9 protein-coding genes and 1 pseudogene are annotated in these 12,686 nt (G+C 48.3%); 5 read left to right on the plus strand and 5 right to left on the minus strand.

The features are described from left to right. Positions 1 to 508 precede the first annotated feature (508 nt). The gene (locus tag V6C93_RS17810; protein WP_333478014.1) at positions 509 to 712 is read right to left on the minus strand and encodes a ribbon-helix-helix domain-containing protein; all 204 of its coding nucleotides are present in this window, start codon (positions 710 to 712) and stop codon (positions 509 to 511) included. Between the two features lie 116 nt (positions 713 to 828). Here V6C93_RS17810 and map point away from each other — a divergent pair, with 116 nt between their 5' ends. Both map and V6C93_RS17820 read left to right on the plus strand, forming a co-directional pair. Continuing rightward, entirely contained in the window at positions 829 to 1,656 is an 828-nt protein-coding gene (gene map / locus V6C93_RS17815; RefSeq protein ID WP_333478015.1) for a type I methionyl aminopeptidase, read from the plus strand. A 167-nt stretch (positions 1,657 to 1,823) separates the two neighbouring features. Further along, positions 1,824 to 2,054 (plus strand): photosystem II protein, Psb35-related, encoded by a 231-nt coding sequence (locus V6C93_RS17820; RefSeq protein WP_333478016.1) that lies wholly within the window; start codon positions 1,824 to 1,826, stop codon positions 2,052 to 2,054. 183 nt (positions 2,055 to 2,237) lie between these two features. Here the strand turns inward: V6C93_RS17820 and V6C93_RS17825 are convergent, their stop codons facing one another. Then, positions 2,238 to 4,115, minus strand: coding sequence for a DUF4157 domain-containing protein (locus V6C93_RS17825; protein ID WP_333478017.1), 1,878 nt, complete (start codon positions 4,113 to 4,115; stop codon positions 2,238 to 2,240). A gap of 334 nt (positions 4,116 to 4,449) precedes the next feature. Between V6C93_RS17825 and V6C93_RS17830 the strand changes: the two genes are divergently transcribed. Genes V6C93_RS17830 through V6C93_RS17840 form a run of 3 tightly spaced genes read left to right on the plus strand, consistent with a single transcriptional unit; the run spans position 4,450 to position 6,916 of the window. Continuing rightward, positions 4,450 to 4,875, plus strand: coding sequence for an MAPEG family protein (locus V6C93_RS17830; protein WP_333478018.1), 426 nt, complete (start codon positions 4,450 to 4,452; stop codon positions 4,873 to 4,875). A 26-nt stretch (positions 4,876 to 4,901) separates the two neighbouring features. Then, positions 4,902 to 5,603, plus strand: a complete 702-nt coding sequence (locus tag V6C93_RS17835; protein WP_333478019.1) for an isoprenylcysteine carboxylmethyltransferase family protein — start codon at positions 4,902 to 4,904, stop codon at positions 5,601 to 5,603. 38 nt (positions 5,604 to 5,641) lie between these two features. Next, on the plus strand, positions 5,642 to 6,916 hold the full coding sequence (locus V6C93_RS17840) for an FAD-dependent oxidoreductase (RefSeq protein WP_333478020.1): 1,275 nt from the start codon (positions 5,642 to 5,644) through the stop codon (positions 6,914 to 6,916). Between the two features lie 684 nt (positions 6,917 to 7,600). Here the strand turns inward: V6C93_RS17840 and V6C93_RS17845 are convergent. The 3 genes and pseudogenes from V6C93_RS17845 to V6C93_RS17855 form a co-directional block, all read right to left on the minus strand. After that, complete coding sequence (locus tag V6C93_RS17845) at positions 7,601 to 10,348, minus strand: phospholipid carrier-dependent glycosyltransferase (RefSeq protein WP_333478021.1); 2,748 nt, start codon at positions 10,346 to 10,348, stop codon at positions 7,601 to 7,603. Positions 10,349 to 10,446: 98 nt separating this feature from the next. Then, positions 10,447 to 10,773: pseudogene (locus V6C93_RS17850) on the minus strand (DUF2079 domain-containing protein); the annotation flags it as partial. A gap of 348 nt (positions 10,774 to 11,121) precedes the next feature. Further along, on the minus strand, positions 11,122 to 12,686 hold a 1,565-nt coding region (locus V6C93_RS17855; RefSeq protein WP_333478023.1), incomplete at its 5' end, for a hybrid sensor histidine kinase/response regulator.

The raw sequence follows: 12,686 nt of genomic DNA on the forward strand, positions 1-12,686 counted from the left end.
GGCGATCGGTTACTTCATTGGCCCTCCTCTAGGAGGGTGGGCTTTAGATCAGTCACCTTACATAGCTCATGGCTTTTGGCTAGCCGTTGTTGCTAGTACCAGCGTGGGCATCGTGATTTTGCAGCTTCTCCACCGTATGCTGCGATCCCATGTGCGATCGTACTAGTGTTCAGTGCACAGTCATCGGTGAGCAGTTGACCAAGAGTTCAGTTTCAGTGGTAATAAGAATTCCGCACAAGAGCAACGGTTGTAGGTAACGTCTTGGGGTTTAATCCTTCAAGAGTTACCTGCTCACTGCTCATTAGACCTCTTGCATAAATCCTAGAATGCCCCCTAAATCCCCCAATTTTGGGGGACTTTGAACTCATGTTCCCCCCAGAATTTGGGGGCTAGGGGGGCAAAGATTTACTTTTGCAAGAGGTCTATTGCTCACTGCTCACTGTTTACTCGCTAAGCTCAATGGCTCTGAACGCTAAAGCGATCGCGGGTGAACTGGATTGAAGACTACTCACTGTTTACTCGCTAAGCTCAATGGCTCTGAACGGGTTGCGGTCGAGGCGTCCTGACGCCTTTGTTCAAGTGCATTCCCAATCAGCTTCAATAGCAGCCAAGAAACAGAGCGCTCTTCTTCTTGTGCCCACTCTTCCAGCTCTTTTTTCCACTCTGGTGGAATGTATGTTGTAACACCCGCCAGTGAAGTTTTGCCGCCCATTAGAGATTTCTCTGTTGTGTCTCCTTATTAAGTATAGTGACCCTTTTTGGTTTAGTACAAGACGCTAAGCCATGCTAGGGTATGCTAATGTAGCAATGATTCCAAAGACTGCTTTCATGAACATTCTCAGTGACATCCTTTCCCAACCGCTTCAATCCTCCCCTGCCAAAAAGCAACGTCGTGCGATCGAAATCAGGTCGCAACGCGAGATCGGCATTATGCGTCAGGCGTCGAAGATTGTGGCAACCGTTTTGAGCGAGATTTCAGCGATGGTTAAGCCAGGGATGACGACGGCTGACCTGGATATTTATGCGGAGAAGCGCATCCGAGAAATGGGTGCCGTTCCCAGCCTCAAAGGGTATCGTGGCTTTCCGGCAACCCTCTGTACCAGCCTGAACAACGAGGCCGTACATGGCATCCCTAGTCCTAAGCGAGTGATTCATAGTGGTGATGTTCTCAAGGTGGATACCTGTGCTTATTACCAAGGCTTTCACGGTGACTCTTGTATCACTCTCGCCGTTGGTGACATCTCTGCGGAAGCCGCCAACTTTATTCGTGTAGCCGAGGAAGCGCTGTACAAGGGTGTTGAGCAAGTCAAAGCTGGGAATTATTTGATTGATATTGCTGGTGCCGTTCAAGACTATGTGGCAAGCAATGGCTATAGCATTGTGGAAGATTTCACCGGTCATGGCGTGGGGCGGAACATCCACGAAGAACCCGCCGTTTTCTTCTTCCGCACCCGTGAATTACCCAATGTTAAGTTGCGATCGGGAATGACGTTGACGATTGAACCGATTCTGAGTGCAGGTTCTAAGCAAACGCACTTGTTACCGGATGGCTGGACGGTAGTAACCGCTGATCATTCCCTAGCCGCGCAGTTTGAACATACGGTACTGGTCACTGAAGACGGCTGCGAAATTTTGAGCGATCGCACAACGCTCTAACTCCAATTGCAGGGTGCATACCCAACCCTATCCAACAGGGAAACTTAGGTGAGGTTAACCTTACTTTGTTTAGTGAATACCGTAAATTGACACCCTTGAAAAATATTTGTTACATTTATTTACAAATAAAGATGCAAAACTAAACAAAAGTTCAAGGAGAAACGTCCATGACTATCCTGATTGCCTTATTCGTTGTGGGCTGGGCGGCTGCGGCTATCATCGGAACTCAGGCTTACTTCCGGGGTGAGCAAACCAAGCCCATCCATGAACGCAACTGGCGCTCCAAGTCCTTTGAAGCACTGGCTCAATCCATCACAGGTACTGAAACAGACTACAGCCAGCGTACTCCTGCCTTTGAAATCGACGCCTACAGTAGCCAACTTCTGCCTAAGGTGTAAGAAAGAAGGGTAGATCATGGCTACCCTTTATAAATTTAAGCTGGATAACGCCGCCGCAACATGAACGGCGGCGTTGTTGTCATTAGGTGATGGGTGTGGTGGATGCAATTTTTTCGCTAACAGAATGACAAGCACGTCAGGATATTCATAAATGTTGATAGCGAACGCACTGCGAAAAAGATGTTACACAATGTCCATAGCGTCTGTGGAAATTCCTTTAAGCGGCTCTTTTAATGTCACCTGATTCTTAAGTGTGTCGTCTAGCGCCTTACACACCTCCTCGAAAGATTTGGTGGCTGGCTTGTCGTGGGATTGGGTATTAAATTCTACAATAACGGGAGCCGTATAGGTATTGGGACCTGTCTCAAAATAAAAATGATAGGAAATACGGGTTGCAACCGGGATGCTTATTCCGTCAACTATAAGGTCTTGCTTCCTAGCATTTACAAATAGATTAAGCTTCCACGCTTGGTCTTTGGTTAACCATCGCTTTATGTTTGTCTCATAACTGAGCATCTCTGTATTTGCCGCTGCTGTTCCTAGTACCAAGTTTTCACTGATTTGTTGAGGCTGGTTGGTTCGTTTGATCAAGTCTTGTGATTTTTGGGATAGATCGCCAACGTGTGTCTGCCCGATGCTGAAAGCCACCAAGTGGAGCCATTCCCACGATAATGAGGTGGGGATGGCAAACCCTAATTTCCGCGCGGCTTCATTCGGGCTGATGTTATCCATCACCTTGGTCTGCGTGATGTTGCGCTTGCTGCTGGTGGGAAGATCATCATAGCCATGCCCAACAGCAAAAGACATCTGGTTGTTTGTGTCTTCTCCCTGAGAAACACCGCCTTTGGGATACTGAACTAATCCACCCATCCCGCTTGTGACTGTTTCCATAGTTGTGTCACCGCTTTGGTTATAACGGAAGGGGAAGGGTGGGGTATAAGAAGTGCCTGTACTTGTGTCCAGAGGTGCTGCTCCCACCAACTGCCGCGCTTCATTGATAGTGTAGGTCTTTGAAGTGTCATTGTGAAGTTCTTGGATTTTAGTCTTCTGCTGTTGGTTCAAGTCCTTCATCACTTTGGTATTGGATTTCAGCGTTCCCGGTTGATAGCCTTCAATTTGACGCTGAATAGGGGTTGGGAAACTCAGATGCTTTTTCTGCTGCACCACATGAGTCAACTCATGGGCAATCAACTCCTGCCCCCCTCGACTCCCCGGATCATAAGCCCCCTGCCTAAAGAACACATCTTGCCCTGTCGTGAATGCCTTCGCTTGAATCGACTGATTCAACTGATCGGATAGAGCATCCGTATGTACCCTCACCCCACTAAAATCCGCCCCCATCGCCTGCCCCATTGACTGTTGCAGACTTGCATCTAAAGGCTGTCCCCCTCCTCTTGCACTATTAATGGCAGTGTCCAAATCCGTCGAAGCTTCTCCTCCTGCGATCGCTTCTCCACTCTTGAGAGTTGACTTCGCCTGAAGTTCCTCTGGCTTTTCTTCCTGCTGTTGGAGAGGGGTAATTTCAGGTTTCGCCTGAAGTTCCTCTGGCTTTTCCTCCTGACGCTGTACCGACTGCCCTTGAGTTGATGGGGCAGAAGCTGGTGCATTGATCTGTTCTATCACCTGGGATGCAACCCGATCCGCTTCCTGTTCGTACTCGTCTCTTGGTTGCCCAATGGTCAACTGACGCTGGATCGGTGATGCTGAAACCTGTTGCCGAGAGTTAAACAGCGATCGCTGTCTCCCCAACGGCACCTCAGGTGTCTCCACCGGACTCATTGCCTGGATGGGTGGCGCATCATCATGTTCCCCAGGCGGAGTAACCCGAATATTTGCAAAGTTATGACCAAATCGCTGTGCCCGTTCCATGCGCTGCGCCCGGAAATCCTCCATCCCGGTTTTCACCCCCCCCAACTGCTCTTGCTCCTCCGACGTGATGCTACCATCCTGCTCATTGAGTTCCAGCTTCTGAGCCTCAAACGGGTGAACGTTAAATAGATTTTTCGGCTGTGGAGGGCGAGAACTCTGATCTTGGAATGAATGCGTTCTTTGGAATCCCATATTAACCCCCTGCCTCTGGTAGTGCGCGTCGAGTGTGGTATTAGATGCCTCGTATTTTCTTGTGCGATCGCGACTCCCGCTCCATCAGGCAAGCAACAAAACACCCTGCGATCAGAAACTCGATTGCAATTAATTAACTATATGATATGGCTGAATCAACTTTGACTCGTGGAGAGTATCCTTCCTGATAAAGGGGGTAGTCAACCGGGATTTGGTATCAAGTATCCTTTCGCGTCGTGAAATGGTAAAGCGATCGCGCCACACTAGAATCAAGCGTGGATTAAAACAGATCCATGTCCCACGCTGCGAATCCAACAAATAGGAGCGATCACGAATGATTCCCACACCTGGCGGACAGATGCCTATCGATATGACCTTTCCCCTCTGGGGTTTAGCCATTTTCATTGTATGGACGATCGCTATCGTTGTCCTTCTGCTCACCGTCAGGATTCGGCATCTAGCTACGGGCGGTTCTGCCAAAGATTTCGGAATACCAAACGATGAAAGCTTGCTTTGGCGACTCTATCGGGTACAGTCCAACTTGGTAGAAAACCTACCTTTGTATCTGGGAGTTGTCTTCCTCCTCACAGTTCGGGCTGTCTGCGGAACAGTAGTCAATGTACTGATTGGTGTGTACATCGTATTTCGGATTGTACACTCACTGATTCACATCGCTGGTCTCGATCCAAGGTTTCGGTTCTTAAGCTTAGTAATTCAGTTCGGCTGCTTGCTCGCCTTAACTGCCCTGGCAATCTTCTAGTTGAGGAATTTGAAGGAGCTTCGATTATGGCAACAGAAAACAGCAGATTATCAGCAGGTCAGATTATCTTTGCGATAATTTATATTCTCATAGTTCCGATAATAGTTCTCTTGCTTTCCGGCGATTGGCTGTGGGTTGAAGGATGGATATTTAGCGTTTGGCTGATTCTCATTTCTGTATCCACTGTAATTTATTTGTATCGAAAAGACCCGGAATTACTGAGAGAAAGGTTTAAACAGCCAGGAACTGACAACCAAAAAGTCTGGGATAAGTATTTTCTGTATGGATTTCAACTCCTGTTTTTGGCTTGGATTGTCATTATGCCAATAGATGCCAAACGATATGAATGGACAACTAACTTTTCCTTGTGGCTGAAGGTTTGGGGAGGGATGGGATTATTAATTTCGTTTTTCTTTTTATACCGTTCCTTTACGGATAATACCTTTTTATCGCCTCTGGTGAGAATCCAAACCGAACGCAACCAACACGTTGTTTCAACAGGAGTTTATGGCTTTGTGAGACATCCCATGTATCTGGGAGCGATATTTCTATTTATGGGAACACCAATATTGCTGAGTTCTCAATATGGTGTTTTAATTGGGCTTGTAATTTCCTTTCTTCTCGTCGCTAGAATTTTGGGAGAAGAAAAGATGTTAGTCGAAGAATTGGACGGATATGAAGATTACAGAAATCAGGTGAAATATAGACTGATTCCTTTAGTCTGGTAACGCTTTGGGTCAGCTTTGCATTACTAAGGAGTCTAAAGATGGCAACTAACTCTAGTTCAAATCAAGGCGATCGCGTTTCTACCAAAGAGCAGAACCAAACACCTCAGGCTCACGAAATTATTGATGTACAACAGGTCGATTGTTGCATTGTGGGCGGTGGGCCGGCGGGTGTAGTTCTGTCATTGCTTTTAGCGCGACAGGGAATCTCTGTCATGCTCTTAGAAGCGCATCGAGATTTCGATCGCGACTTTCGGGGAGATACTCTTCAGCCTTCCGCAATGGAAATCATGGCAGAGATGGGACTTGCCGATCGCTTGCTGGAATTGCCTCACACCAAACTGCACAGCATTACGTTGAGAGCACCCGATGGCAGCGTTATTTTCTCTCCTAGTTTTAACCATCTCAAGACTCACTACCCTTACGTCACCGTCATGCCCCAAGTTCGCTTCTTAGACTTCATCGTGGGGGAAGCAAAACAGTATCCCAACTTCCAACTCATTTTAGGGGCAAATGTTCAGGAGTTGGTTGAGGAAGATAGCGTGATTCGGGGTGTACAGTACCGGGGGCATGGGGGTTGGCATGAAGTCCGGGCGCAGGTGACAATTGGGGCGGATGGTCGTCATTCCCGACTGCGAGACTTAGCAGGCTTAGAAGCAGTTCAAACCTCGGCACCAATGGATGTCTTGTGGTTTCGTTTACCGCGTTTACCGGAAGATGCGGAAGGCTTGAACGGACGAATTGGGCAAGGACGGATGACGGTGTTGCTTGATCGGGGGGAACAGTGGCAGATTGCCTATGTTATTCCTAAAGGTGGGTATCAGCAAGTACGGGCAGCGGGCTTGGAAACCCTGCGTCAGAACATTGTGGAAATCCTGCCAGAGTTCAAAGAACGGGTGCAACAGTTGCAAGACTGGCAACAAATTGCCTTTCTCTCAGTAGAGTCGAGCTACGTTCGTCGCTGGTATCGCTCTGGACTATTGTTAATTGGGGATGCGGCGCACGTCATGTCTCCAGTTGGAGGAGTTGGCATTAACTATGCAATTCAAGATGCGGTGGCAGCCGCCAATCATCTCAGTCAACCCTTGAAAAATCAACAGGTACAAGTCAGCCATCTGGCAGCCGTGCAACGGCAACGGCAGTTACCCACTCGCTTTATCCAGGCATTTCAATCCTTCATCCAGCAAAACCTGATCAAGAGTGCGCTGAATAACCAAACGTTTCAACCCCCGGCGCTGCTAAAACTGCCGATTCTGCGAGACATTCCACCTCGCATCATTGGCTTTGGGCTGTTTCCTCCCCATGTGCAGTGCTAGAGCGCCGATTCATTACTTAAGATTGACAGAAGCGGCAAGATGTGGTAATAAGCAGGGTGAATATAGCGTTTCTCAGATGTGTGAAGTGCATCAGAATGACCTAACCCCCAACCCCTTCCCTACAAGGGAAGGGGTGTTAAGAATCAAAGCCTCTCTCCTTGTAGGAGAGAGGTCAGAGTGTACCGCATCCAACCATTCGTGACAAGTTAAGGCCAAAACCCTTTTGTCAAGGACTCTTTGCCAATGCTGATCATGTCACTATATCAGGCTTCTAGACTTCATGAGTAAATCTGCTCATGGACGAAGGATTTTGGAGTTAGTCCACATTTAGCGTTGACTCTCCTTCTGAAACGCTAGATATGGGATTTGACTATTTCAGGAACTGCTTAACTTGTCACGAATGCATCCAACCGAGAACCTCTATATTTATCAGATCTGTCAATCTGTTCATGGTTCATAGGAATTACTTTCTTGCGATGAACACGAGAACTATGAACAAAAAACGACAAGCTATAAACGAAGTGATGAGCCGGACTTGATATGAATTATTGCGATCTGCTGTAAGCAGCGCTTCGCGATCGCCTAAAATTTTCTGTACGAATGCTTCGCCCCTACAAAATTGGGATGCTCCCTCTGTGCCTTCGCGATCGCTTGGAGTCTGAAGAGTGTGGGAACAGGAAAATCTTAGAGTTTTATCCCCTTGAGAACATTCCAGGCTTTAACAACATTCCCTTGGAGGAGAGCTGCTCCACCAGAGAGAGCCTGAACTTCCGGGATATTAGGATTGAGTTTGAGCGCTGGTTCGATCGCATTCTGAGCATCTCTACCCCGCCATTGATAGATATAGAGGAAGGCGAGGTAAGCATGAGCGTAGGGGTTTTGGGCATCGAGCTGCACCACGCGCTTTAAAGCTGCGATCGCACCGTCTGGGTCTTTTTGCAAAACGTGGGAAAACGCCAGTCCATAAGCAAAATCTCGGTCTTTTGGTTCCTGCTGAAGGCGGAATTCTAGAGATCGTTCTGCCTGAATGGTGTAATCCTGAACTGGGTCATACTGGTTAATTCGCCCAATTTCATCAAAGATGCGATCGAGCGCTTTTCGCCCTTCGGGTAAGCTAGTCGCTAGCGTCCGCAGTTGGGTGACTAAATCCAATTCAGGAGCAGGTGTGGCAGGAGCTTTGGGGTCGATGTTCAGCGTGACTAATGGTACTGCGATCGGGTAATTCTCAGTGGTTTCTCGATTCACATAAGTTGCTTCCAGGGTGTAAGTTCCAGGTGCAATGTCAGCCGGAGGGAGCATTGCCGTTGTTTCAATCACTTGAAAACCACCAGGCAATGACTGATCACTTAAGCGTCCGGGATAGAGTTCTCCCAAACCGATGCCGTGGTCATGCAACCATCGTTGCGAATTGGGTTGAGCAAGGTTAGTTGATTTTGCAGTTTGACTTTCCTTTTTAGGCAGAGGAGATTCGGGAGGAGTAGATTTGGGATTTTGAGTTGAAGGCGAAATCTGGGGATTAGTTGATAGGTTGCTAACTGGCTGATTCATAGAGATGAGCGGCACACTCGTGTCTTTTTTCCAAGTCAGCACAACGATTCCCGATCGCAATTGTTCCCAGGAACCCGACCATTCGTAAGTGACGGGGACGGGTTTCCCTGGAGGGACTTGTGGGGGTACAGTGACTCGCTCTAATTTTACCTGGGTGAGAGGTTGCGGGATTGACTGGACTTGTACAGGCGGTTGGACACGATGATAGAGCTTGAGAGCACTGTTATCGGGTAATTTCCAAGTTTTTTGGACTTGGAAATCTGGGCTTTGTTCGACCGCCTGAACCATCATGACTTGCGCTTCTCTGGGTGAACCTTGATTACCCGTTTTGCTGAGAAACCAAGAGAGCGATCGCAAATCTTGTTGGATAAACTTCTTCCGAGTACCCACTTCACGTCCATAGACCTGAAACCTTCTCAATGCACCGTAATAGTTGAAATTGTTGTGATTTATCTCCCCTATCCTAGGCAGGACGCCAACGGTTGCTTTCAGTCGGGGGGTCGTGCGAATAATTTCCTCAACCACCTGAGCGTGAGGCCACTGTGCCCCTCGATCAGGAAAAGTTTGAGCCTTGGGACTCAATGTCTGCGTTAAATAAGTCCCTGCTATCCCTCCAATGGGGAAGAGATTCAGACACATCAGCAGAAAGGCTAAACCCACCGTTGCCCAAGGTACAACCCGCAAACGTCTAGGCCACACCGTCAAACCATAGGCCAGAATGACCGAGAGAATCGGCATATAAGGCAAGACGTAGCGCGTATCTTTATTAAAATTTGCCGAGCAGATGAAGTAGGAGGCAATGAGAAACACTGCCAACCACCGGAAGGCGGAGGCGTTATTGGATTTTGGATTCCTTTTGTACCTTAAGCCGTGAGTTCCATCTATTTGTGAATCATTACGGCTAGCCGCCGACGAGATTATCGTGTTATTCGACTCAGCGCCTTTGCCTCGATTACGGAATAGAGGCCATGACAGAATCCAGTACAACAGTAAACCAACCAGGGGTACTAGGAGTAAAGGCCAAGAAACAGCACGCGGTAAGTCATTCCAGTAATACGTCCAAGCGGCGAGGGTATTGAGGGGTGGATCACCTTCCTCCGTGCCGGGAACGATAATGGCATTCTGATAGGCACTGAATAAATAGATCCAGTTGATGCGGTACCAAGGCCCAAAGATCAGGACAGAGACCAGGAAGCCGCCGATTAACTGAGCAATTCGTCCCCATGCTCGTTTTCCCAGCAGTGGCATTACCAGCCATAACAGGGGCACAAAGATAAAGAACAGAACGGTCTGTTTGACCATCAGTGATAGACCCAAGCAAGCACCAAACGCTAACGCCCAAAGCCATCCCTGCCCCTTCGTTTTCGCATCCCGCCATCGGGTGAGACACAAAAAACTGGCTGCCACTAAAGCGGTCAGGGGATAGTCATGCATGTAGTGGAGGCGAACGATGTAAAGCCTAGGCAGCAGCACACATAGTGCTGCTGCCCATAAACCCACCTGGGTATTAAACAGGTGTTTGCCTAAGTTGTAGACTGAAACCAGCAAAATGCCGCTAAATAGCAAATTAACGAGAAGCGCTTGCTCTGGGCCAGTGCCAAAGATGAGTTGAAAGGGAGCCGTGACAATGTAGAGCAGGGGTGGGTACTTGGAAGACAGCTTCCATAAATGCTGCCACCATTCCCCGGAGAATAAGTTGGCGTGTTGTAGAGCGTTGAGGTAGTTTAAGGAGCCAGTCAGGTGGTTGGTGGGGTCCCAAGAGGGAACGGCGCGGTCAAGAGCTAACCAGATGCGATCGCATAACGCACCGATGAGCCAAATGGCTCCCAGTATGTGCCATGTCTTGAATCGGCTGCCCTGCTCTTTATCTGTTTTGTCTGCCACGAACGTTACCTGGGTGATCCTAGTCGCTTCCTCATTTTGCATTAGAACATGAGGATTGCCTTCTCCTGGCGAAGACGCTTCACGAATGGCACTGTCTAAAGAGCGATCGCTTCTCTTTCTCTCAATCCTGCTAAACGAGCTAGATAGTAGGTAGGCAAGGCTCCCAATGCCAAAGCGAGGGCTTGCACAGCGAACAACCAGTGGACATCGGGGTAAATTTTGTAGAGCAAAGCCAAGGGATAAAACACCCAAGCGGCATGATCGCCCAGAATGTGAACCTTAATCAAAGAAGAGATGGGGGGTTGCCCTTGACTAATCAGGTAAATAGCTTGGTCGAAAATTCCTAAATCCCAGCCGGTTGATTGAAACAGCGCATGTCGTACACTACTACATAGGAATAGGACGAGGACGCTTACACCTATCATCCCAGCCAACAGATAGCCCTTGAACGGTTGCCTATAGGATTTTGGCAGTCCCCTGCTCAATAACTTGACATTTACCGGGAATTGTGGTATAAATTTGCGTTAAGAAATGTTATGAAAAGTATGCTAGGAATTTTCCTAAGGCAAATCATCTATCTTGTGAAGTGAGTATCTTGCTGATACGAAGTTGCTTTTGTAGATAGTACTTTCTCTTCCTTGTCCCCCTTTAGTAGTTAGACGTAATTAATTACACAAAAAATGGGCTGAAAACTTTGTCTAGCAAGGAATCAGTATGTAATTAATTCTGTCCGGTTACTTATCTACTACTATGAGCTGCAACTTGGTATCACCTCATTCTTTTTGCAAGGGGCACCCATGAACTGGTGAAAGCTGAGTACGTCCCACAAGGGAAGCGATCGCAACCACTAACTTAGCTGGTTCTACTGGCTTAGTGACGTGTCGGGTGAAGCCAGCTTGCAGAATTTGCTGTTGGTTCGTCTCTCCAGCATAGGCGGTGAGTGCGATCGCAGGAATCTCTCCCCCTTGCTCTGGTGGTAGTGATCGGATTTGGCAAATTAACATATAGCCATCGATTTCAGGCATCCCAATATCGCTCAACAGTAAATCTGGCTGCCACTGTGCCAGCACCTCCAGTACCTCAGCCACTGAGGTAACGGCACGCACTTCAACGCCATACTGTTCGAGAATAAAGACGAGCAACTCCAGGGTGTCTGCCTCATCATCCACAACAAGTATCCGTATGCCTTCCAGATTTGGTGAGTCCTCAAGCACCGAATTCTTGTCTGGGGCAAGAGCGTCTAAGTGCATCAGGGGTAGCGTGACAGTCAAGGTAGTCCCCAGCCCTTCTCCCGGACTCGCTGCCTTGACAGAGCCACCGTGGAGTTCTATCAGGTGGCGGACAATCGCCAGTCCCAGTCCCAAGCCGCCGAATTGACGAGTCGTGGTGCTGTTCTCTTGGCGAAAGTAATCAAACACATAAGGCAGAAAGTCTGGGTGAATTCCCTTTCCTGTATCGCTGACTTGGATTTGAGCGTGGGTGTCGTTGTACTCCAGCCGAACTTCTACCCGACCTCCATTCGGTGTAAATTTAACGGCGTTAGAGAGCAGATTCCAGATGGCTTGCTGTAAGCGGTTTGAGTCTCCCTTGACCATGCCAATGGTGGAATCTATCTTTAAGTCAAGCTGAATTAACTTAGCTTCAGCCGCTAGACGCACTGTCTCGATCGCTGACTCAATGGTTGATGCTAAGTTGACTGAGGAAATATTCAGACTGAGTTTGCCTCGAATGATGCGGGAGACATCCAACAAATCTTCAATTAGTTCGCTCTGCACAAGCGCATTACGCTCGATTGTCTCAAGAGCGCGAGCGGTGGTGGATTCATCTAGTTTTCGGCTTCTCAAGAGTTTAGACCAACCGAGTATGGGGTTGAGGGGCGATCGCAATTCATGGGAGAGTATGGCTAAAAACTCATCCTTCATCTGGTTGGCGGTTTCGGCTTGTGCTCGCGCGGCCTGTTCTCTCTCTAGAAGTTGTTTTTGTTCCAACTCCGCCCGCTTGCGATCGCTCACATCCGTTACCATCGCGAGGACACCGCTGAATTCACCGTTGTCACCGAAAATCGGGCTGGTGCAGGATAGAACCCAGATGAGTGAGCCATCTTGGCAACACAGCCGAAACTCAGACTGGTCTTTAAACCCCTGCTTCCGTTGCTCAAACCTGTACTTAGCGGCGGCTCGGTCTGACTCGTAGATGAACTCGAAGTAGGAACGACCGAGCATTTGTTCCACAGAATAGCCCAACATCTGAGCCATCTGAGAGTTGACATAAGTGGTTCGTGCCTGTGGATCGATTAACCAAATCCCCTCATTTGCCGTCTCTACAATTCGACGATACC

It is taken from the genome of Allocoleopsis sp. (assembly GCF_036703385.1).
In the GTDB taxonomy this organism is placed as follows: Bacteria; Cyanobacteriota; Cyanobacteriia; order Cyanobacteriales; family Coleofasciculaceae; genus Allocoleopsis.

Bases quoted from the DNA above. Each gene is read 5' to 3' on its own strand.
- V6C93_RS17810 (WP_333478014.1), bottom strand. From the start codon at position 712: ATGGGCGGCAAAACTTCACTGGCGGGTGTTACAACATACATTCCACCA.
- map (WP_333478015.1), top strand. From the start codon at position 829: ATGAACATTCTCAGTGACATCCTTTCCCAACCGCTTCAATCCTCCCCT.
- V6C93_RS17820 (WP_333478016.1), top strand. From the start codon at position 1,824: ATGACTATCCTGATTGCCTTATTCGTTGTGGGCTGGGCGGCTGCGGCT.
- V6C93_RS17825 (WP_333478017.1), bottom strand. From the start codon at position 4,115: ATGGGATTCCAAAGAACGCATTCATTCCAAGATCAGAGTTCTCGCCCT.
- V6C93_RS17830 (WP_333478018.1), top strand. From the start codon at position 4,450: ATGATTCCCACACCTGGCGGACAGATGCCTATCGATATGACCTTTCCC.
- V6C93_RS17835 (WP_333478019.1), top strand. From the start codon at position 4,902: ATGGCAACAGAAAACAGCAGATTATCAGCAGGTCAGATTATCTTTGCG.
- V6C93_RS17840 (WP_333478020.1), top strand. From the start codon at position 5,642: ATGGCAACTAACTCTAGTTCAAATCAAGGCGATCGCGTTTCTACCAAA.